This window comes from Clavibacter michiganensis subsp. tessellarius, assembly GCF_021922985.1.
Classification (GTDB): domain Bacteria; phylum Actinomycetota; class Actinomycetes; order Actinomycetales; family Microbacteriaceae; genus Clavibacter; species Clavibacter tessellarius.
On sequence record NZ_CP040788.1, the window covers coordinates 177,960 to 198,199 of the forward strand.

At 73.3% G+C, this 20,240-nt stretch carries 21 protein-coding genes; 11 read left to right on the top strand and 10 right to left on the bottom strand.

Annotation, left to right across the window (positions count from 1 at the left end):
- Window positions 1–82 precede the first annotated feature (82 nt).
- From FGG90_RS00785 to FGG90_RS00795, 3 genes are read left to right on the top strand one after another with little or no spacing between them, the layout of a single operon-like run.
- Window positions 83–787: a response regulator transcription factor gene (locus tag FGG90_RS00785; protein ID WP_094126069.1), complete on the top strand. Its 705-nt coding sequence runs from the start codon at window positions 83–85 to the stop codon at window positions 785–787.
- Window positions 777–2,123 (top strand): sensor histidine kinase, encoded by a 1,347-nt coding sequence (locus FGG90_RS00790; RefSeq protein ID WP_237583482.1) that lies wholly within the window; start codon window positions 777–779, stop codon window positions 2,121–2,123. The genes FGG90_RS00785 and FGG90_RS00790 overlap by 11 nt, the downstream gene beginning before the upstream one ends.
- Window positions 2,120–3,142 (top strand): hypothetical protein, encoded by a 1,023-nt coding sequence (locus FGG90_RS00795; RefSeq protein ID WP_094126068.1) that lies wholly within the window; start codon window positions 2,120–2,122, stop codon window positions 3,140–3,142. Before FGG90_RS00790 ends, FGG90_RS00795 begins: the two co-directional genes overlap by 4 nt.
- Before the next feature lie 332 nt (window positions 3,143–3,474).
- On the opposite strand, the gene FGG90_RS00800 is transcribed toward FGG90_RS00795, so the two are convergent.
- Entirely contained in the window at window positions 3,475–3,729 is a 255-nt protein-coding gene (locus FGG90_RS00800; protein ID WP_094126067.1) for an acyl-CoA carboxylase epsilon subunit, read from the bottom strand.
- A complete protein-coding gene (locus FGG90_RS00805; protein ID WP_086516663.1) occupies window positions 3,726–5,297 on the bottom strand; it encodes an acyl-CoA carboxylase subunit beta in 1,572 nt (523 codons plus the stop codon). The genes FGG90_RS00800 and FGG90_RS00805 overlap by 4 nt, the downstream gene beginning before the upstream one ends.
- Before the next feature lie 151 nt (window positions 5,298–5,448).
- Here FGG90_RS00805 and FGG90_RS00810 point away from each other — a divergent pair, with 151 nt between their 5' ends.
- The 5 genes from FGG90_RS00810 to FGG90_RS00830 all read left to right on the top strand — a co-directional run bounded on the left by FGG90_RS00810 (window position 5,449) and on the right by FGG90_RS00830 (window position 10,352).
- The gene (locus tag FGG90_RS00810) at window positions 5,449–6,231 is read left to right on the top strand and encodes a biotin--[acetyl-CoA-carboxylase] ligase (protein ID WP_094126066.1); all 783 of its coding nucleotides are present in this window, start codon (window positions 5,449–5,451) and stop codon (window positions 6,229–6,231) included.
- 3 nt (window positions 6,232–6,234) lie between these two features.
- Window positions 6,235–7,029, top strand: coding sequence for a PH domain-containing protein (locus tag FGG90_RS00815; protein WP_094126065.1), 795 nt, complete (start codon window positions 6,235–6,237; stop codon window positions 7,027–7,029).
- A gap of 223 nt (window positions 7,030–7,252) precedes the next feature.
- Complete coding sequence (locus FGG90_RS00820) at window positions 7,253–8,380, top strand: 5-(carboxyamino)imidazole ribonucleotide synthase (RefSeq protein WP_094131144.1); 1,128 nt, start codon at window positions 7,253–7,255, stop codon at window positions 8,378–8,380.
- Window positions 8,381–8,481: 101 nt separating this feature from the next.
- Window positions 8,482–9,006: a 5-(carboxyamino)imidazole ribonucleotide mutase gene (purE, locus tag FGG90_RS00825; protein WP_094126064.1), complete on the top strand. Its 525-nt coding sequence runs from the start codon at window positions 8,482–8,484 to the stop codon at window positions 9,004–9,006.
- Window positions 9,003–10,352, top strand: coding sequence for an LCP family protein (locus FGG90_RS00830; protein ID WP_094126063.1), 1,350 nt, complete (start codon window positions 9,003–9,005; stop codon window positions 10,350–10,352). The genes purE and FGG90_RS00830 overlap by 4 nt, the downstream gene beginning before the upstream one ends.
- 18 nt (window positions 10,353–10,370) lie before the next feature.
- On the opposite strand, the gene FGG90_RS00835 is transcribed toward FGG90_RS00830, so the two are convergent.
- From FGG90_RS00835 to rfbB, 5 genes are all read right to left on the bottom strand, one after another.
- Entirely contained in the window at window positions 10,371–11,510 is a 1,140-nt protein-coding gene (locus FGG90_RS00835) for a glycosyltransferase family 4 protein (RefSeq protein WP_094126062.1), read from the bottom strand.
- Between the two features lie 100 nt (window positions 11,511–11,610).
- Window positions 11,611–12,357 (bottom strand): ABC transporter ATP-binding protein, encoded by a 747-nt coding sequence (locus FGG90_RS00840; protein ID WP_063071699.1) that lies wholly within the window; start codon window positions 12,355–12,357, stop codon window positions 11,611–11,613.
- Window positions 12,341–13,210: an ABC transporter permease gene (locus FGG90_RS00845; RefSeq protein ID WP_094126061.1), complete on the bottom strand. Its 870-nt coding sequence runs from the start codon at window positions 13,208–13,210 to the stop codon at window positions 12,341–12,343. Before FGG90_RS00845 ends, FGG90_RS00840 begins: the two co-directional genes overlap by 17 nt.
- A gap of 95 nt (window positions 13,211–13,305) precedes the next feature.
- On the bottom strand, window positions 13,306–14,160 hold the full coding sequence (gene rfbD / locus FGG90_RS00850) for a dTDP-4-dehydrorhamnose reductase (RefSeq protein WP_094126060.1): 855 nt from the start codon (window positions 14,158–14,160) through the stop codon (window positions 13,306–13,308).
- Entirely contained in the window at window positions 14,157–15,146 is a 990-nt protein-coding gene (gene rfbB, locus FGG90_RS00855; RefSeq protein ID WP_094126059.1) for a dTDP-glucose 4,6-dehydratase, read from the bottom strand. Before rfbB ends, rfbD begins: the two co-directional genes overlap by 4 nt.
- A 176-nt stretch (window positions 15,147–15,322) precedes the next feature.
- Between rfbB and FGG90_RS00860 the strand changes: the two genes are divergently transcribed.
- From FGG90_RS00860 to rfbA, 3 genes are read left to right on the top strand one after another with little or no spacing between them, the layout of a single operon-like run.
- Window positions 15,323–15,775 carry a GtrA family protein gene (locus tag FGG90_RS00860; protein ID WP_094126058.1) on the top strand — a complete coding sequence of 151 codons (453 nt, stop codon included), beginning with the start codon at window positions 15,323–15,325 and terminating at the stop codon, window positions 15,773–15,775.
- 40 nt (window positions 15,776–15,815) lie between these two features.
- On the top strand, window positions 15,816–16,421 hold the full coding sequence (locus FGG90_RS00865) for a dTDP-4-dehydrorhamnose 3,5-epimerase family protein (RefSeq protein ID WP_094126057.1): 606 nt from the start codon (window positions 15,816–15,818) through the stop codon (window positions 16,419–16,421).
- Window positions 16,422–16,424: 3 nt separating this feature from the next.
- Window positions 16,425–17,288: a glucose-1-phosphate thymidylyltransferase RfbA gene (gene rfbA, locus FGG90_RS00870; RefSeq protein ID WP_094126056.1), complete on the top strand. Its 864-nt coding sequence runs from the start codon at window positions 16,425–16,427 to the stop codon at window positions 17,286–17,288.
- Between the two features lie 49 nt (window positions 17,289–17,337).
- Here rfbA and FGG90_RS00875 read toward each other — a convergent pair whose 3' ends face one another.
- The 3 genes from FGG90_RS00875 to FGG90_RS00885 are packed head-to-tail and all read right to left on the bottom strand — an operon-like array spanning window position 17,338 to window position 20,191.
- On the bottom strand, window positions 17,338–18,312 hold the full coding sequence (locus FGG90_RS00875) for an NAD-dependent epimerase/dehydratase family protein (RefSeq protein WP_094126055.1): 975 nt from the start codon (window positions 18,310–18,312) through the stop codon (window positions 17,338–17,340).
- The gene (locus tag FGG90_RS00880; protein ID WP_210433003.1) at window positions 18,309–19,340 is read right to left on the bottom strand and encodes a glycosyltransferase; all 1,032 of its coding nucleotides are present in this window, start codon (window positions 19,338–19,340) and stop codon (window positions 18,309–18,311) included. Before FGG90_RS00880 ends, FGG90_RS00875 begins: the two co-directional genes overlap by 4 nt.
- Entirely contained in the window at window positions 19,337–20,191 is an 855-nt protein-coding gene (locus FGG90_RS00885) for a glycosyltransferase family 2 protein (protein WP_094126054.1), read from the bottom strand. Before FGG90_RS00885 ends, FGG90_RS00880 begins: the two co-directional genes overlap by 4 nt.
- Window positions 20,192–20,240 lie beyond the last annotated feature (49 nt).

A 20,240-nucleotide genomic window follows, 5' to 3' on the forward strand; every position in this document is an offset into this window, starting at 1 on the left:
CCGGCGGCCGCGGTGGCGGGCGTTACAGTGGGCGAGGGGACCGCGGGCGCACGCCGGCGGGCACGCGACGAGGGGGATCCGGATGACCGAGACCACGCAGGGATCCGCTCCCGCCACCGAGGCACGGCCTCCCGTGCGCGTCGCCGTCGTCGACGACCACGAGTCGGTGCGCCTCGGCCTCAAGGCCGCGTGCCTCGACGCCGGCTACGAGTTCATCCTCGCCGCCGCCAACGCCCGCGAGCTCGTCGACGGCCTGGTCGGCCGCGAGTGCGACGTGGTCGTCCTCGACCTGTCGCTCGGCGACGGCTCGTCGGTCACCGACAACGTCAAGGCCGCGCAGGGCACGGGGGCCGCGGTGCTCGTGCACAGCATCGCCGACCGCGTCGCGAGCGTCCGCGAGGCGCTCGCCGCGGGTGCCGCGGGCGTCATCCCGAAGTCGTCCGCCACGCAGACCGTCATGGCCGCCGTCGCCACGGTCGCGCGCGGCGACGTGCTCAACAACCTCGAGTGGGCCACCGCGATCGACGCCGACCGCGACTTCGCCAAGGCCCAGCTCGGCCGCCGCGAGCGCGACGTGCTCCACCTGTACGCCTCCGGCCTCCCGCTGAAGCTCGTCGCCCAGCAGCTCGGCATCGCCAACAGCACGGCCCGCGAGTACCTCGACCGGATCCGCGTGAAGTACGTCGAGGTCGGGCGCCCCGCGCCCACGAAGGTCGACCTCCTGCGCCGCGCCGTGGAGGACGGCATCCTCCCGGGGCTGGACCAGGACGGCGGCGATGCCCGCTAGCCCACCGGCCAGCGCGCCGCTGAACGCGGCACCCGTGACGCGCGCCCGCGCCGGCGAGCCGCCGCGCACGCCCGACAACCCCATCAGCCTCGCCCGCATCGAGACCATCCTCGGCCGTGGCGCCGGCGCGTTCGGCCTCCTCTTCGCGCTGCAGTCCGTGCAGGTGATCCTCGAGCAGCTCGACGACATGCGGCCCGCGTGGAGCGCCGCCTTCCTCGCCCTCTTCTTCGGCGGCCTCGTCTGGACCTGCGTCGCCGGCGTCATCCGCCGCGGCGTGGTGCCCGCTCACGCGACGGTGGCCGTCGTGTTCGTCCTGGGCCTCGTCACCTGGCCCCTCGCGATCGAGCCGGCGACCTACGCGGCCATCCCGCAGCCGTTCCTCTACCAGGAGCTCACCGTGGCGACGACGTGCGCGGCGATGGCGTTCCGGCTGTGGATCGCGGTGATCTACACCGTCGCCGCGCCGCTCCTGCTCAGCGTCCTCGAGGTGGTGGTGCGGCACGGCGGGGTGACGCCCATGGACTCGTTCCTGCAGGCGCTCTACTCGATCATCCTGGGCGGCTCGGTGCTGATGCTCGTGACCGTCCTCCGGCAGGCGGCGCTCGGCGTCGACTGGGCGCAGGGCACGGCCCTCACCCGCTACTCGCACGCCGTCCGGCAGCACGCCACGGAGGTCGAGCGCGTGCAGGTCGACGCGATCGTCCACGACAGCGTGCTGACGACGCTGCTCTCGGCCGCGCGCACCGCGGATCCGGCCGGCCGCGAGCTCGCCGCCGTGATGGCGGCCAACGCCATGGGCCACCTCTCGGCCGCCGAGCAGGGCACCGACGAGGACGCCGCGGTGCCGCTGCGCGCGGTGGCGAAGCGCATCGTCGACGCCGCGTCGGCCCTGTCCGCCCCGTTCGTGCTGGAGACGCGCGACCTCGGCACGCGCACGGTGCCCGTGGCGACCGCGGAGGCCATCTACTCGGCGGCGGTGCAGGCCATGATGAACAGCCTCCAGCACGCGGGCACGTCGGCGGAGTCGATCACGCGTCGCCTCGTGATCGCGGGCCACGGCGAGCAGGGCGTCGCCATCGACGTGGTCGACGACGGGGCCGGCTTCGACCAGCGGCGCATCCCCACCGAGCGTCTCGGGCTCCGCGTCTCCATCAAGGAGCGCGTGGCGCAGGCGGGCGGCGTCGTCACGATCGACTCGGCGCCGGGGGAGGGCACCGCGGTCCGCATCCGGTGGCCCGCGCCCGACGGGGAGCCGGGGCCCGGCCCGGCACCCGCGGCCGTCGACGGACCGCCGCCCGGGGCCCCCGCGCGCGAGGGCGACGGGAGCGCCCGATGATCGTCGTCCCGCGCTCCATCATCCTGGGCCTCGCGGCGCTCTTCTCCGCGTACCACGTCGTCCTCGGGCTGGTCGCCATCGCGGCCCCCGCGGATCCGGCCATCACGCTGCTCGCGATCGCCCTCTACGTCGTCGCGACCGGCATGAGCCTCTGGCCGCGTAGCCCCACGGTCATGCCCGCGTGGCTCGCCGCCTTCAACCTCGCCGTCGGCATCGTCATGCCGATCCTCGTCACGAGCCAGCTGACCGCCGGGGCGACGCCGCCCTTCTCGACCTGGCACATCGCGGCGGTGGGCACGCTGATGACCATCACGTCCGCCCGCCGCCGGCAGGGCTTCGCGTGGGCCGGCGTGCTGGTCCTCGCGATCCAGACGGTGCTCTGGGCGGGGCCGGGCGGGCTCGTCGACTACGGCGTCACGGGCAGCGCGCTCTGGGTGGCCGTCTCCCACGTGCTCGCCCACGCCCTGTCCAAGGCCGCCCGGGACGCGCGGCAGTTCCACCGGGCCGAGCGGGAGGCCGCCGACTGGCAGGCCGCGCAGGAGGCGCACCTCTACGAGCGGCAGTTCCGGCTCCGGCAGACGAGCCGCATGGCGGTCCCGATGCTCCGCCGCATCGTGGAGACCGGGGGCGACCTGTCGCCCGAGGAGCGGCAGGAGTGCCTCTACCTCGAGGGCGCGATCCGCGACGAGATCCGCGGGCGGACGCTCCTCAACGACGCCGTGCGCGAGCAGGTCATGCTCGCCCGCCGCCGCGGCACCGTCGTCACGCTCCTCGACGAGGGCGGCATCGACGACCTCGACGACGCCACGCGCGACATCGTGCTCGACCGCCTCGCGGAGGCCGTGCGGGACACGCGCGCGGACAAGATCATCGCGCGGACCGTGCCCGAGGGATCCGACACCGCCGTGACGGTCGTGGGGCTCAGCGTGGCCGGCGACGGCAGCGCGAGCCTGCTCGGCACCGAGGGCCTCGACGACGAGGTCGACCTCTGGCTCGAGATCCCGCGCCCGCGCCCCTGACGGTCCCGAGGCGCCGCGTAGACGGTCGCTCGCCTCGGGTCGAGGCCTGCGGGCGCTGAGAGACGCGGAGGCCGGTGATCCACCGGACGCCTCCGCGCCTCTCCGGTCATCCCGATGACCCGAGCACCGGGATGATCCGCCCCCGGCGTCGTCTGCTCACCACAGATGGACGACGCCCTGTTGCGCGACCCGAGATCCGGGCCCCCCAGCACGACGAGTCTCACGGAGCGGGAGGGACCGGCCAAGTCGTCATTTGGGAGGACACGGCGGCTCCCGCGGAGGACGCGGCGCACCCCCGGAGGTGCCGGCGCGTCCCGGAGGCGTCCGGCGGCTCAGCCGGAGAAGCCGCGCCAGCGCCCGGCGCCGGGCACCAGCGCGGCGCGGACCGTGCGCTGGGACCGCTGCCAGGCGTCGGGTGCCCGCCGTGCGGGCTGCTCGGCGACGGGCTGCGCCGCGAGGGCGGCCAGCACCGCGGTCGCGGCCGCGAGCTCCTCCGCCGTGGGGGAGCCGCCGAGCACGCGGACGCCGCCGCCGACCGGCTCCGACGCCGGGGATCCGGCGCCGGGAACGGCGCTGAGGTCGCTCACAGCGGGATGTTCCCGTGCTTCTTGGGCGGCAGGCTCGCGCGCTTGGTGCGCAGCGCCCGGAGCGCCTTGACGACCGACGCGCGCGTGGCCGCCGGCTGGATCACGTTGTCGAGCTCGCCGCGCTCGGCCGCGAGGAACGGGCTCGCGACGTTGTAGGTGTACTCGTTCGCCAGGCGCGTGCGCACGGCGGCGACGTCCTCGCCCGCGGCCTCGGCGCGCTTGATCTCGCCGCGGTAGAGGATGTTGACGGCGCCCTGGCCGCCCATCACGGCGATCTCGGCCGTCGGCCACGCGAGGTTGATGTCGGCGCCCAGCTGCTTCGAGCCCATCACGATGTACGCGCCGCCGTAGGCCTTGCGCGTGATGACCGTGACGAGCGGCACCGTCGCCTCGGCGTAGGCGTACAGCAGCTTCGCGCCGCGGCGGATGACGCCCGTCCACTCCTGGTCGGTGCCCGGCAGGTAGCCCGGCACGTCCACGAGCGTGAGGATCGGGATGGAGAACGCGTCGCAGAAGCGCACGAACCGGCTGGCCTTCTCGCCCGCCTCGATGTTGAGCGTGCCGGCCATGGCGTTCGGCTGGTTCGCGACGATGCCGACCGAGCGTCCCTCGACGCGGGCGAAGCCCACGATGATGTTCGGCGCGAAGAGCGGCTGCGTCTCGAGGAACTCGCCGTCGTCGACGATGAGCTCGATGATCGTCTTCATGTCGTACGGCTGGTTCGGGCTGTCCGGGATGATCGTGTCGAGCTTCAGGTCCTGCGCCGTGGTCTCGAGGTCCGCCGTGCGCGGGAACTCCGGCAGCTCGGCGAGGTTGTTGTCCGGCAGGAAGCCGAGGAGCGTGCGCGCGTAGTCGAGCGCGTCGTCCTCGTCGCTCGCCAGGTAGTGCGAGACGCCCGAGACGCGGTTGTGCGTGAGGGCGCCGCCGAGCTCCTCGAAGCCGACCTCCTCGCCCGTGACGGTCTTGATGACGTCGGGGCCGGTGACGAACATGTGGCTGGTCTTGTCGACCATGATCACGAAGTCGGTGAGCGCGGGGGAGTACACGGCGCCGCCCGCCGCCGGGCCCATGATGAGCGAGATCTGCGGGATGACGCCCGACGCGCGCGTGTTCAGGCGGAAGATCTCGCCGTACTTGCCGAGCGCGACCACGCCCTCCTGGATGCGCGCGCCGCCCGAGTCGAGGATGCCGATGATGGGCACGCCCGTCTTGATGGCGAGCTCCATGACCTTGATGATCTTCTCGCCCGCGACCTCGCCGAGCGAGCCGCCGAAGATCGTGAAGTCCTGCGAGTACACGGCCACCTGGCGGCCGTTGACGGTGCCCGTGCCGGTGACGACGGAGTCGCCGTAGGGCCGCTTCGCGTCCATGCCGAACGCGTGGGTGCGGTGGCGGACGAACTCGTCGAGCTCCACGAACGACCCGTGGTCGAGCAGCTGGTCGATGCGCTCGCGGGCGGTCATCTTGCCGCGCGCGTGCTGCTTCTCGATGGCGGCCTCGCCGCTCGCGGTGACGGCCTCGTGGTACCGCCTCTTCAGGTCGGCGAGCTTCCCGGCGGTCGTGTACATGTCCGGGGCGCCGGCGCCCTCGTCTGGCTCGTCTGCAGTCACCCGCCTCACTGTACCGGCGGCCCGGGGCGCGACCCTTGTGGGGAGTGCACAGAAGGTCGCGCCCCCGGGGTGCGGTCTCCTCCTGCTCGCCGCTGGGTACGGTGACCGCATGGACCTCCCGCTCAGCCGCCTCGCCGCCCCGCGCCTCGTCGCCCTCGACACCGTCGGATCCACGAACGACGAGCTGACCCGACGGGCCGCGGGCGACCCGTCGTCGTGGCCGGACGGATCCGTCGTCGTCACGCTCGACCAGACCGCGGGCCGCGGCCGACGGGGGCGCGTGTGGGTGGCGCCGCCCGGCCGCGCCCTCGCGGTGAGCGTCCTCTGCGCGCCCGCGGACGCCGCCCTCGACCCGGGCTGGCTGCCGCTGATGGCCGGGCTCGCGCTCGTCGAGACGCTGCGCGGCGTCGTGCCGGCGCCCGCCGCGGTCACGCTCAAGTGGCCGAACGACGTGCAGCTCGACGGGCGCAAGGTCTCCGGGATCCTCGGCGAGCTCGTGTCGCCCGGCCGGTACGCGCTCGGGACGGGCCTCAACCTCACGCTCGAGGAGCGCGAGCTGCCCACGGGCACGTCCACGTCCCTGCGCCTCGCGGGGGTCGCCGAGCCGGACGCGGACGCGATCCTCGCGGCGTTCCTCGCGGCGTTCGGCGCGCGCCGGGCAGCGTGGGAGCGGGCCGGCGGGGACGCGCGCGCCGCCGGTCTCGTGGAGGAGCTGGCGCGCACCTGCGCGACCATCGGCCGCGACGTGCGCGTCGAGCTGCCGGGCGGGGGCGAGCTCCTCGGGCGGGCGACGGGGGTGGACGACCACGGGCGGCTCACCGTGGAGTCCGCCGGGGATCCGGGCGGGACGTCTGTCGCCGCCGGGGACGTGACGCATCTGCGGTATCAATGAGGCATGGCGCACACGGGTGACACGCAGCGGTACGCACCCGGGGAGGGCGGCAGGGCGCTGCCCGTCCGCGGCGGACGCCGGGCCAGGCGCAAGGCCGAGCGGGCGGAGCGCGAGCGCCGCGCCGACGAGGAGGCCGGTCGCCTGACGGGCGCCCACGACGTGGATCCGCGCCTCGGCCGTCCCGCCGCGCCGCCCGCCGCGCCGCCGCAGCACATCGCGGCCGCGGAGCCCGAGCGCGTCCTCGTGCGGCTGCGTCCCCACGGCCGCGCGCTCACGCTCCCCGTGCTTCTCCTCATCGCCATCTGCCTCACGGCCGGCTACTTCGGCGCGTGGTTCCCGGAGCCGTGGGAGAACGCGCTCCTGCTCGTGTCGCTCGCGGGGGTCGCGGTGTTCGTCACGTTGCTGCCCGTGCTCGTGTGGCTCAACCGCCGGTACACGGTGACGACCCGGCGCCTGATCATCTCGCACGGCTTCTTCGTGCGCACCCGCCAGGAGCTGCTGCACTCGCGGGGCTACGACGTGACGCTCCGGCGCGGCCCGCTCCAGCACCTCCATCGCAGCGGGAACGTCACGGTCAACGCGGGCCTCGAGTCGCCCGTCGTCCTCCGGGACGTGCCGTCGGCGCACCTCGTGGTGCAGGCGCTGCAGGACCTCATGGAGGAGAACGCGAACATGGTGGCCGAGCGGCGACGCCAGGAGGAGTCGCGGCGCGGCCGCCCGGGGGATCCGAGCTGGCGGCAGCCGGATGACGGCCGGGCGCCGTGGGGCGACGACACCGCGCCCTGGGAGCGCGGCTGAGGCGACGCCGCGGCGTCCCTGCCGGAGGCGTCCGAAGAGGAGACGTCCCCGGAGGAGGCGTCCCTCCCGGAGACCTGCGCGCGGGTCGCGTGCCCGCGGTGCGCGCCCGCACCGGATGCGGGAGGATGTGCGGTGGCGTGACGGCCGGCCGCACGGCCCCGTCCCGCCCACCGCCGTGCCGCAGCCGCGTGCCGCGCCCACCCAGCTGGAGGAAGAGGACACCATGACGCCCATCGTCGGAGTCGTCGGGGGCGGGCAGCTCGCCCGCATGATGATCGCGCCCGCCGTGGAGCTCGGCATCGGGATCCGCGTGCTCGCCGAGGCGGAGGGCATGTCCGCCGGCCTCGCCGCCACCGCCGTCGGCGACCACCGGGACCTCGACGCGGTCCGCGCCTTCGCCCGCGAGGTCGACGTGATCACCTTCGACCACGAGCACGTCCCGCAGCACGTGCTGCGCGCGCTCGTCGCCGAGGGCGTCGCGGTGCACCCGGGCCCGGACGCCCTCCTCGTCGCGCAGGACAAGCTGCTCATGCGCGAGCGCCTCGAGCAGCTCGGCGTGCCCGTCCCCGTCTGGGCGCGGGTCGCCGACCGGGACGCGCTCGCCGCGTTCCTCGCGGACAACGGCGGCGTCGCGGTCGTGAAGACGCCGCGCGGCGGCTACGACGGCAAGGGCGTGCGGGTCGTGCGCTCCGCCGACGACGCGGACGACTGGTTCCGGGCGCTCGACGCCGGCGACGCGCTGCTCGCGGAGGAGCTCGTGGACTACGCGCGCGAGCTCGCCCAGTCCGTCGCGCGCCGGCCCTCGGGCGACATCGTGGCCTGGCCGGTGGTCGAGTCCATCCAGCGCGACGGCGTCTGCGCGGAGGTCATCGCGCCCGCCCACGGCGCCTCGCCGAGGCTCCGCGAGGCGGCCGAGGAGATGGCGCGCGGGATCGCCGAGGGCCTCGGCGTCACAGGCGTGCTCGCGGTCGAGCTCTTCGAGACCGTCGACGGCCGCCTCCTCGTCAACGAGCTGGCGATGCGGCCGCACAACACCGGCCACTGGTCCATGGACGGAGCCGTCACCGGCCAGTTCGAGCAGCACCTGCGGGCCGTGCTCGACTTGCCGCTCGGATCCGCGCGTCCGCTCGCGCCGTGGTCGGTCATGATCAACGTGCTCGGCGGCCCGGAGACGGGCACCGTCGCCGACCGGTACCCGCAGGCGCTCGCCGACCAGCCCGAGGCGCGCTTCCACTTCTACGGCAAGGAGCCGCGCCCGGGCCGCAAGGTCGGGCACGTCACGGTCGTGGGCGACGACCTCGACGAGGTCGCGTACCGGGCCCGCGCCGCGGCGGCGTTCTTCCGCGGCTGACGGGGGCGCCCGTTCCGAGCGCGCGGGGGCGCCCGTCCCGCGGGATCCGCGTCGCGCGCGGCTGCGTGGCGCGACGGGGCGCCCAGGATCCCGCACCTAGCATGGAGCCCGTGAATCCCGACACCTCCCCCCTCGTCGGCCTCGTCATGGGCTCCGACTCCGACTGGAACGTCATGGAGAAGGCGTCCGACGCCCTCCACGGGCTCGGCATCGCCCACGAGGTCCAGGTGCTCTCGGCCCACCGCACCCCCGAGCGGATGATCGCCTACGGCAAGGCGGCGCGCGAGCGCGGGATCCGCGTCATCGTCGCGGGCGCGGGCGGCGCCGCCCACCTGCCCGGCATGCTCGCCTCCGTCACGACCCTGCCCGTCATCGGCGTCCCGGTGCCCCTGAAGACCCTCGACGGCATGGACTCCCTGCTCTCCATCGTGCAGATGCCCGCCGGCGTGCCCGTCGCCACCGTGTCCATCGGCGGCGCGGAGAACGCGGGGCTCCTCGCCGCCCGCATCCTCTCCACGACGGATGCGCGGATCGCCGACGCCCTGGAGCGCCACCGCACGGAGCTCGCGGAGCTCGTCGAGCAGAAGGACGCCGCGCTGCAGCAGAAAGCCCAGTCGCGCACGTGAGCCTCACCCAGCCCATCCGGCACCCGGACACCGGGTCGCCGCGCATCATGACCACGCGGGCCTGGTGGCTCGTCGTGCTGAACGTGCTGATCCCGGGATCCGCCCAGGTGCTCGCGGGGAACCGCCGGCTCGGCCGCATCGGCCTCGCCTCGACGCTCGTCGTCTGGACGGTCGGCGTCGTCGCCGCGGGCCTCGCGCTCTTCGCCCGCGGGGCGCTGATCCAGCTGGTCTCCGAGGAGTGGCTGCTCCTCGTGCTGCAGGTGCTGCTCGCGGCCTACGCCGTGCTCTGGGTCGTGCTCGCGCTCGACACCCTGCGGCTCGCGCGCATCATCCGGGTCGCGCCGCGGGCGCGGCCGATCATCGCCGCTCTGTCCGTGCTGCTGATGGTGGGCACGGCCGGATCCGCCGGGTACGCGGCCTACGTCGTGGGCGTCGGTCGCGGCGCCCTCGGCGGCATCTTCGGCGACTACGCGGGCGAGCCGCCCGTCGACGGCCGGTACAACATCATGCTGCTCGGCGGCGACGCGGGCAGCGACCGGGCGGGCCTCCGCCCCGACAGCATCACCGTCGTCAGCATCGACGCCGCCACGGGACGCGCCACCATGGTGGGCCTCCCGCGCGACATGGAGGACGTGCCGTTCTCCGACGGGTCGCCGCTGCAGGCGCGCTACCCGAAGGGCTACACGCACTGCGACGTGGACGCGTGCATGCTCAACTCCATCTACACGGAGGTGGAGGTCTACAAGCAGGACCTCTACCCCGACGCGAAGGCCAAGGGCAGCCTGCCCGGCATCGAGGCGATGCGCGAGGCCGTGCAGGGCGTCACGGGGCTCACGATCCAGTACTACGTCCTCATCGACATGCAGGGCTTCGCCGACATGGTCGACGCGCTCGGCGGCATCGACGTCGACGTGAAGCGCCGCATCGGCATGGGCTCGGGCCACGACGACAAGTTCCGGCCGGTGCCCATCCCCGAGTGGATCGAGCCGGGCCAGCAGAAGCTCGACGGGTACCACGCCCTCTGGTACGCGCGCTCGCGCTACCAGGCCAGCGACTACGACCGCATGACGCGCCAGCGCGAGGTGCAGCAGGCCGTGGTGAAGCAGTTCGACCCGGCCAACGTGCTCACCAAGTTCGACGCGATCGCGCAGGCCGGCACGCAGGTCGTGAAGACCGACATCCCGCGCGGCACGCTGGGCTACTTCACGCAGCTCGCGCTGAAGACGAAGGACCAGCCGATCGACGACCTCGAGATCGTGCCGCCGCGCTTCGACTCGCAGAAGCCGGACTTCCCGGCGGTCCGCCAGGCCATCCAGCAGCAGTTCGCGCAGGGCTCGGCCGGCTGATCCGTCGCGCCCCGGCCCCTACAGGTCGGCGTGCAGCTGCCAGACCTTCTCGGCGGAGTCGCGCCAGCTGAAGGCGCGCGCCCGGTCCTGGCCGACGACCGCGAGGCGCTCGCGCGCGGCCGTGTCGGAGAGGAGGCCGCCGATGGCCTCGGCGAGGCGCAGCGGGTAGCCGTCGGGGTCCTCCCGGGGCACGACGACGCCCGCGTCGGCCGCGACCTCGAGGAGGGCGGGCGCGTCCGAGTGGACGACGGGCGTGCCGAACGACAGCGCCTCGATCACCGGGAGGCCGAAGCCCTCGGAGAGGCTCGGGTGGACGAACACCGTGGCGCGGTCGAGGACCACCGCGAGGTCACTGTCCGACAGCGACCCGAGGCTGCGCACGCGCGACGGGTCGACGCCCGCCTCGTCCGCGACCTGGGCGAGCTCGACGTCGCCCCACGTGGCGGGCCCGACGACGAGGAGCGGCAGGCCGGCGGTCTCGGGACGGACGAGGGCCTGCACGAGCGCCTGAACGCCCTTGCGCGGCTCCAGGCTGCCGACGGTGAGGAGGTAGTCGGCCGGGAGGTCCAGCTCCGCGGCGCGCGCGTCCGGGGCCTCCGGCGGGGCGATCCGCGGGCTCACGGCGCCGCCGATGACGCGCACGCGGTCGCCCAGGTCGACGAACCGGGCCAGCTCCTCGGCGAGGGCGTGCGAGGGCACGACCACGGCGTCCGCGTGCTTGCGCGCGCGCTTGGCCATGGCCTTCGTCCAGGAGACGGACGCGCTCGTCATGCTCTCGGGGTGCGTCCACGCGTTGACGTCGTGGATGGTCGCGACGATCTGGTCGTTCGTGTTCACGCGGTCGTGTCGGCGCAGCGGCGCGAGCAGGCCCGGTGCGTGCACCATGCCGGAGGTGCCGGGCGTCGGCAGGCCGAGCTGCCAGGCGCGCGACAGCTCGCGGCGGGGGAGCGGCACCCGGGTGATGCGGGCGAGGCCCGGCAGGCGCTGCTCGAGGTCGGCGGTCTGCTCGGGGGTGACGGCGGAGACGACGCCCTCGACCTCGCATCCGCTCGGGGTGGCGGCGACGATCGCGCTCGTCAGGTCCTCGGCGTATCGGCCCATGCCGCCGGGGGTGGGCCCGGTCAGCTGGTCGATGATCACGCGCAGCGTGGTGGTCACGATCCTCCATGTCGCGCGGGTGTCGGGCGGGCCCGCGGGAGGACCATCGTACCGGCGCGCACCCGCGCGGACGGGGAGGAGCGCACGGGGCGCGGCGGGCTCAGCCCTCGCGCATCCGCTCGACGGCCTCCTTGGACGGGCCGTCGAACTCGACCCGGCCCGAGCGGATGAGGATGCCGCGCTCGCACAGGTCGGAGACCATGTCGAGGTCGTGGCTCACGACGACGAGGGTCTTGCCCTGGTCGTGCAGCTCGCGGATCTTGGCGAGGCACTTCCGCTGGAACGGCTCGTCGCCCACGGAGAGGATCTCGTCCACGAGCAGGATGTCGACCTCGGTGTGGATCGCGACCGAGAACGCGAGCCGCAGGAACATGCCCGAGGAGTAGTGCTTGACCTCGGTGTCGATGAACTTCTCGATCTCGCTGAACTCGACGATCTGGTCGAAGCGCGCGTCGATCTCGTGCTGCTCCATGCCGAGGATGGCGGCGTTGAGGTAGATGTTCTCGCGGCCCGAGAGGTCGGGGTGGAAGCCCGCGCCGACCTCGATGAGGCCGGCGATGCGCCCGCGCGCGAGCACCTCGCCGCTGTCGGGCTGGTACACGCCGGAGATGAGCTTCAGGAGCGTGGACTTGCCGGATCCGTTGAAGCCCATGAGCGCCACCGACTCGCCCGGGCGCACGGAGAAGCTGACGTCGTCCAGCGCGTCGAACGTGGAGGCGAGGGGCTTGCGGCGGACGGCGGCGATGACCGTCTCCTTGATGGAGTGCGTGTGGCGGAGGAGGAACGACTTCCGCACGTGCTCGACGATGATGCGCGGGAGCGCGTCCGACTCAGAGGTCCTGGGCAAAGCGCCCCTCCAGCTTCTTGAAGACGAGCTGCCCGAGCAGGAGGCTCAGGAGCGAGACGCCGAGGGCGATGAACCCGTACATCCAGAGGTTCGGCGGCAGCTCGCCCGTGCCTCCCGTGGTGGGGTACCAGAAGGCGGCGTGGAAGAGCTCGACCGCGGCCGTGACCGGGTTCAGCTGGTAGATCACGAGCATCCAGTCCGGCAGCACCTTCGCGACCTGCGCGTACGGGTACAGCACGGGGGAGGCCCACACCACGACCATGACGATGAGCTCGACGAAGTTCTGCGAGTCGCGGAACGACACGTTGGCCGCCCCGAACAGCATGCCGAGGCCGATGGCGAGGGTCGCGATGATGGCGATGCCGAGGAGGATGCCGAGCACCTGCACGGGCGTCGGCGCCCAGCCCACGACGAGGCACACGATGAGCAGGATCACGAGCTGCGGCAGGAAGTTCACCAGCGCCACGAACGTGCTGGACACCGGGAAGAGCTCGCGCGGCAGGTAGATCTTCTTGATCAGCGCCCCGTTGTCCACCAGCGACTTCGTGGAGTTGGAGAACGCCTCCGTGTAGAAGTTGATGAGGATGATGCCCGAGAACAGGTAGATGGGGTAGTTCACCTGGTTGCGGTTGAGCTGCAGGAAGATCCCCATCGCCACGAAGAAGACGGCGAACTGCGCGGCCGGCTTCACGTACGACCAGAGCCAGCCGAGCACCGAGCCGCGGTAGCGGACCTGCACCTCCTTCTTCACGAGGAGGGAGAGGAGGTACCGCCGGCGATACACGTCGAGGAGCCCCGCGCCCGTCCCGGGCCTCGAGAACTCCCGGGAGGGGGAGGTCGTCATGCTCGACACTTCGGTGGGGCCCTTCGGACTGCGTGGGGCTCGCGCGTCAAGCGGAGCGGTGGCTTCTGCGACGTCCGGGATCGGACCGGACACGAGTGTAGCCGTCAGCCCGCCCGGAGGACGCCGTGGGCGGCGGCGTCGGACAGGGCCTCGCGCCAGTCGCGGAGCGGCGCGAGGCCGACGCGGGACCAGGCGTCGTGGCCCAGCACCGAGTACGCGGGGCGCGGGGCCGGGCGCACGAAGGACGCGCTGTCGGTGGGCAGCACGCGCGCGGGATCGAGGCCCGCCGCCGCGAAGACGGCCTGCGCGAGCCCGTGCCAGGTCGTCTCCCCGGACGCGGTGCCGTGGAACACGCCCGCCGGGGCGCCGGCGTCGACGAGCTCGACGATGCGCGCCGCGAGGTCGACGGTCCAGGTGGGCTGGCCGCGCTGGTCGTCGACGACGGAGACAGTGTCGTGCGACGCCGCGAGCCGCAGCATCGTGGACGGGAAGGACGGGCCGCCCGCGCCGTAGAGCCACGCGGTGCGGACGACGCTCGCGCCCTCCGGGTGGCCGTCGAGCACGAGCCGCTCGCCCTCGGCCTTGGTGCGGCCGTAGGCGGAGACGGGAGCGTGCCGGGCGTCCTCCGGGTAGGGGGAGGTCGCGGATCCGTCGAAGACGTAGTCGGTGGAGACGTGCACGATGCGCGCCCCGGCCTCCGCCGCGGCCCGGGCGAGGATGCCGGCGCCGGTCGCGTTGATCGCCCGCGCCTCCTCCTCGTGCTCCTCGGCGGCGTCGACCGCGGTGTACGCGGCCAGGTTGACGACGACGTCGTGCCCGGCGACGGCGGCGCGGACGGCCACCTCGTCGGTGATGTCGAGGTCGGCGCGGCCGGGCGCGGTGACGTCGTGCGCGGCGAGCGCGGGCAGGAGGTCCTGCCCGAGCATCCCGCGCCCGCCGGTGACGAGGACGCGGCTCACGCGGGCAGCTCGGCGCGCTGCTTCAACGGCTCCCACCAGGAGCGGTTGTCCCGGTACCACTGCACGACGTCGGCGAGGCCCTGCTCGAACGGCACCTGCGGGGCGTAGCCGAGCTCGCGCTGGATCTTGGAGATGTCGACGGAGTAGCGGAGGTCGTGGCCCTTGCGGTCCTCGACGCGGTCGACGTACGACCAGTCGCGACCGGTCGCGTCGAGCAGCAGCTGGGTGAGCTCGCGGTTGGTGAGCTCGGTGCCGCCGCCGATGTTGTAGATCTCGCCGGGCGCGCCCTGCACGAGCACGAGCGCGATGCCGCGGCAGTGGTCGTCGACGTGCAGCCAGTCGCGGATGTTGAGACCCTCGCCGTACAGCGGCACGTGCTTGTCGTCGATGAGGTTCGTGACGAACAGCGGGATGACCTTCTCGGGGAAGTGGTACGGCCCGTAGTTGTTGGAGCAGCGCGTGATCGACACGTCCAGCCCGTGCGTGCGGTGGTACGAGCGGGCGAGCAGGTCGCTGCCGGCCTTCGACGCCGAGTAGGGGGAGTTGGGCTCGAGCGGACGCTCCTCGTCCCACGACCCCTCGGCGATGGATCCGTAGACCTCGTCGGTGGAGACGTGCACGAAGCGCTTGAGGTCGTGGCGCAGGGCCGCGTCGAGGAGCTTCTGCGTGCCGAGGACGTTGGTCTCGACGAAGATGCTCGCGTCGCGGACGGAGCGGTCGACGTGGCTCTCGGCCGCGAAGTGCACGACGGCGTCGACCTGCGGGATCCACTCGTCGAGCACGGCGTCGTCGCGGATGTCGCCGTGCACGAACGTGTAGCGCGGCGAGTCGCTGACGGCGGCCAGGTTCTCGAGGTTGCCGGAGTAGGTGAGCGCGTCGAGCACGACGACGTCGGCTCCCTCCAGCCCGGCGTAGTCGTCGGAGAGCGCGTGGCGCACGAAGTTGGAGCCGATGAATCCGGCGCCGCCGGTCACGAGGATCCTCATGGGGAACGTCCTTCGGTAGAGGCGCCGGGCGGGTGACCGACGTCGGGGGAGAGTCCGCGATGATCGGGGGCGGACCGACCCGAGTGTACCGGCGAGGGGCCCGCGGGCCACCTCCCCGTGCGGGGGAGGCGCGCGTCGTGCGGCGGGTCCCCGGCGGCGGGCGGGAGGATGCCTGCATGGCCGCCCCCCGCATCCGCGCGCTCCTCCGCGACGAGCGCGTGGCGTTCCTCCTCGTCGGCGGCTTCAACACCGCGTTCGCCTTCCTCCTGTTCGCGGGGCTCGCGGCGACGGCCGGTCGCGCGCTCGACGACGCCGGGCGGCCCGTCCTCGGCTCCCTGGTGCCGCTCGCCGGGAGCTACGCCGTCGCCGTGCTCGTGGCCTTCGTCCTGTACCGGTACCTCGTGTTCCGGGTGCGGGGCCACGTGCTGCGCGACCTCGCGCGCTTCGTGTCCGTGTACGCGGTGTCGATCACGCTGAACGCCGTCTCGCTGCCGCTGCTCGTGGCGGTCGGCGTCCCGCGCCTGGTGGCGCAGGCGCTCATCGTGGTGGTGATCACCCTCATCAGCTACGTCGGGCATCGCTGGTTCTCGTTCCGTCGACCGCCCGACGGCGGCCGGGCCGGTCGCTGACGGGCCGGTCGCCGACGGGCCCGTTGCTAGACTCCGACCCGTGCAGATCCGCGAACTCGCCGTACCCGACGCGTACGAGCTCACCCCCGTCCAGCGCACCGACGACCGGGGCGTGTTCCTCGAGTGGTACCGGTTCGACGAGATCCAGGAGGCCGTCGGCCACCCGCTCGACCTCCGCCAGGCCAACATGAGCGTCTCCAAGCGCGGCGTCGTGCGCGGCATCCACTTCGCCGACGTGCCCCGCGGCCAGGCCAAGCACGTGAAGGCCGTCTCCGGCGCCGTGCTCGACTTCATCGTGGACATCCGCGTCGGGTCCCCGACGTTCGGGCAGTGGGACAGCGTCCGCCTCGACACCGAGACCCACAAGGCCGTCTACATCTCCGAGGGCCTCGGGCACTGCTTCGTCGCCCTCACGGACGACGCCGCCGTCACCTACCTGGTGAGCGACGTCTACAACCCCACCGCCGAGCACGGCATCGACCCCCTCGACCCCGAGATCGGCCTCGTCTTCCCCGAGGAGGCCGGCGAGCCGCTGCTCTCCCCGAAGGACACCGACGCCCCGACGCTCGCCGAGGCGGCCGCCGCGGGGCTCCTCCCCACCTGGTCGGACATGCGCGCCTTCCACGACTCGCAGAAGGTGAGCTGACCCATGAAGGGCATCATCCTCGCCGGCGGCTCCGGCAGCCGGCTCTGGCCGATCACGAAGGGCATCAGCAAGCAGCTGATGCCGATCTACGACAAGCCGATGATCTACTACCCCCTGTCGACGCTGATGATGGCGGACATCCGCGAGGTGCTCATCATCACGACGCCCGAGTACAACGACCAGTTCCGGGCGCTGCTCGGCGACGGGTCGCACCTCGGCATGCGCATCGAGTACGCCGTGCAGCCCTCGCCCGACGGCCTCGCGCAGGCGTTCGTCATCGGCGAGGAGTTCATCGGCGACGACTCCGTGGCCCTCGTGCTCGGCGACAACATCTTCCACGGGGCCGGCCTGGGCACGAGCCTGCGCCGGAACACCGAGATCGACGGCGCGCTGATCTTCGCGTACCACGTGGCGGATCCCACGGCCTACGGCGTCGTCGAGTTCGACGACGACTTCACCGCGCTCTCCATCGAGGAGAAGCCGGCGCAGCCGAAGAGCGCATACGCCGTGCCCGGCCTCTACTTCTTCGACAACGACGTGGTCGAGATCGCCAAGGGCGTGCAGCCGAGCGAGCGCGGCGAGCTGGAGATCACGGCCGTCAACGACCACTACCTCCAGGCGGGCCGCCTCCGCGTGCAGGTGCTCGACCGCGGCACCGCGTGGCTCGACACCGGCACGTTCGAGAGCATGATGCAGGCGTCCGAGTACGTGAAGGTCATCGAGGACCGCCAGGGCTTCAAGATCGGCTGCATCGAGGAGATCGCGTACCGCGCCGGCTGGATCGACCGCGACGCCCTCGAGGCGCTCGCGCGCCCGCTCATCAAGAGCGGGTACGGCCGCTACCTCGTGACGCTGCTCGGCGACTGACCGTCGGGCGGTCCGCCGGTCCGCCCGGTGCGTCCGGTCGCCGCGCCGCTCAGCGCGCGGAGAGCGAGCCGGACTGCATCCCGGCGATGAGCGCCTGCGCCGTGATCTGGATGCCGGCGGGCAGCGGCATGGTGTCGCGCTCGTCGAGGTCCGGCCACACGACGCTCCGCAGGCGGAGGTCGACGGCCTGGTAGCCCGCGAGCGGGGACAGGCCGAGCATCACGTGCGGCCGGGCCTTGCCGAGCGCGGTGAAGTGGCCGAGCAGGGCGCTGATCGTGACCGGCTGCCCCGACGCGAGGATCTTCACCACGTGCGTGTCGGCCGGCAGCTCGAGGATCCGCGCGACCGCGTCCCGCACGAGGGCGGCGCAGTCGTCCGCGTACAGGTAGTCCCGGACGGTCTCGAGCGGGACGTAGATCGACGCCGGCGTGGGCGACAGGTTGGCCCGCGCGAGCTGCGTGATGAGCCCCTGCGGCTTGCCGACCGCCTGGCCCGGCCCGTAGAGGTTCGCGATGCGTCCGATCAGCGTGCGGGCCCCCGCGCGCTCGCCGAAGGCGCGCACGAGCCCCTCGGCCCGGAGCTTCGCCCGGCCGTACGGCGCCAGCGGCCGGGGCTCGGTGGCCTCGGTGAAGGGCGGATGATCCGCTCCGGCGTACACGCCGCCGGCGGACGAGGAGTAGAAGAGGGCGCCCCCGGGCGACGGGACGGCGTCGGCGGCGACGGCGATCTCGTCGAGCACCGCCTCCAGCTGGCCCAGCTCGTGCTCCAGCTGCTCCGGCGTGCTGCCGGTCACCGCCGCGCCCGCGCACCACATGACCGCCCAGCGGCCGGCGGCGCGCCCCGCGTCGAGGAGGCGCGCCGCGCCCGCCCGCGCGGCCCGGCGCATGGCCTCGTCGTCGGCGCCCCAGGGGAGCGGCGACGCGGGAACGGGAGCCCAGCGCGGATCGGCCGAGAGCGCATCGAGGAGCGACGCCCCGAGGAGGCCCCGGGCGCCGATGACCCAGACCGGGACGGGCGGGGTCACACGTGCCCGCGCGGGGGGCGACCGTGCGGGCCGTCGAGCGGATCGCGCATGATGAGGTACGCCGGGCGTCCCTGCGCCATGCCGACCGCGACGCCCACGTACTCGGCGATGATGCCCAGCGAGAACAGGATGATGCCGCTCGACGCGAGGATCGTGACGATGGTGGACGCCCAGCCGGCCGGCACCGAGTTGTCGGTGAGGCGGCTCACGACGATGACCACGACGAAGATCAGCGCGACCACCAGGAAGAGGGCGCCGAGGACGCTCACGGCCCGGAGCCCGCGCGTCCCACTGGAGAGGACCATGCGCCAGAAGTGCGAGAACAGGCGCCGCGGCGAGTAGCCGGACTGGCGCTCGCCCTCGTCGCGGAGGGTGATGTCGCACGTCGAGACCCGGTTCGCGACCCAGCCGAGGGCGATGTCGAGGTAGACGCCGGACCCCGCGTAGGCGGCGACGCTGCGGCCGACGGAGCCGAGCATCAGGCGGTAGCTCTGGAACTGCTCCGCGTCCTGGTCGGAGGACATGGCGTTGAGGACGACCTTCGCGCCGCGCGAGGCGACGTTGCGCAGGAGGCCGTGGGACGGCGAGTTGGTCGGCTTCGCGTACACGACCGACGCGAGGTCGCGCATGGCGACGTCGAGCATGTCGGGGATGAAGCCCGGGTCGTGCTGGCCGTCCTCGTCGAGCGTGACGATCCAGTCGCCGCCCGACGACGCCATGCCCGCGAGCGTGGCGGCGTGCTGGCCGAAGTTGCGGCTCAGCCAGATCGGCCGGACGAAGTCGTGCAGGCGCTTGAGCTCGCGGATGACGCGGGGGGAGCCGTCGCGCCCGTTGTCGAAGACCAGCAGCACCTCGGTGACGGCGTAGCTGTGGCCGTCGCGCGTGATCTGCGGCACCGTGAAGGGCGCGATCTCGGCGATCAACGCCTCGAGCGTGAGCTCGCCCTGGTAGACGGGGATGACGACGGACACCGAGTGGTCCGGGGGGAGCGCGGCCGCGACCCCGTCGTGCGGCGGCACGGCGCTCACGCGGCACCGCCCGCGGAGCGCGACATGCGCCGCCCGAGGTAGAGGTAGACGAGCCGGCGCGAGAGGGCCTTGGCCCGGGCCATCAGGTCGCCGAGCCGGACGTCCGCCGCCGAGACGACGTGGGGGTGCTCCTCGAGGACCCAGTGGTGGAAGCCGGCCGCCGCGCTCGCCTGCTCGCCCGCGAGGCGCACGCTCCACTGCGAGTCGGAGATGCGGAAGCCCGCGAGGGCCTTCGGGCCGACCGACGCGAAGTCGCCGCGGAGGAGGACGCGCGCGTAGGTGGTCTCGTCGATGAGGTACGGCCAGCGCGAGTCCCACCAGCCCACGGCCTCGAGGTCCGCGCGGCGCATGAGCACGCAGCCCGGCTCGCCGAAGATGTTGGTGCCCGAGCGGATGGTGCGGCGGACGGCCGCGGCGCCGGACATGGCGAGGCGCGCGCCCGACACCCCGTGGTCGCGCACGATGGGCCGGCTGTCGGCGTCCACGATGTCGCGCGGCGAGGCGACGAGCACGACCGAGGGCGACGCGTCGAGCTCGGCGACCTGGCGCTCGAGGATGGTGGGGTAGAGGAGGTCGTCGCCGCAGACCAGCTTGATCAGCTCGCCGCGCGCCTCCTGGCTCACGCGGTTCCAGTTGCGGAGGGCGCCGCCGCCCGCCTCGGTGCGGAGCAGGCGGACCCGCGGCTCGTCGGCGTAGCGCTGCATCACGTCCCAGGTGCCGTCGGTGGAGGAGTGGTCCGCGATCACGACCTCGAAGTCGGTGAACGTCTGCGCCAGCACGGAGTCGACGGTCTCGGCGAGGTAGTCGGCGTTGTTGTAGGCGGGGATGACGATCGAGACGCGTGGGGCCACGAGGCTCTCCTTCGGCGGGGCAGGAGGGGACGCGACAGGACGGGCGCCG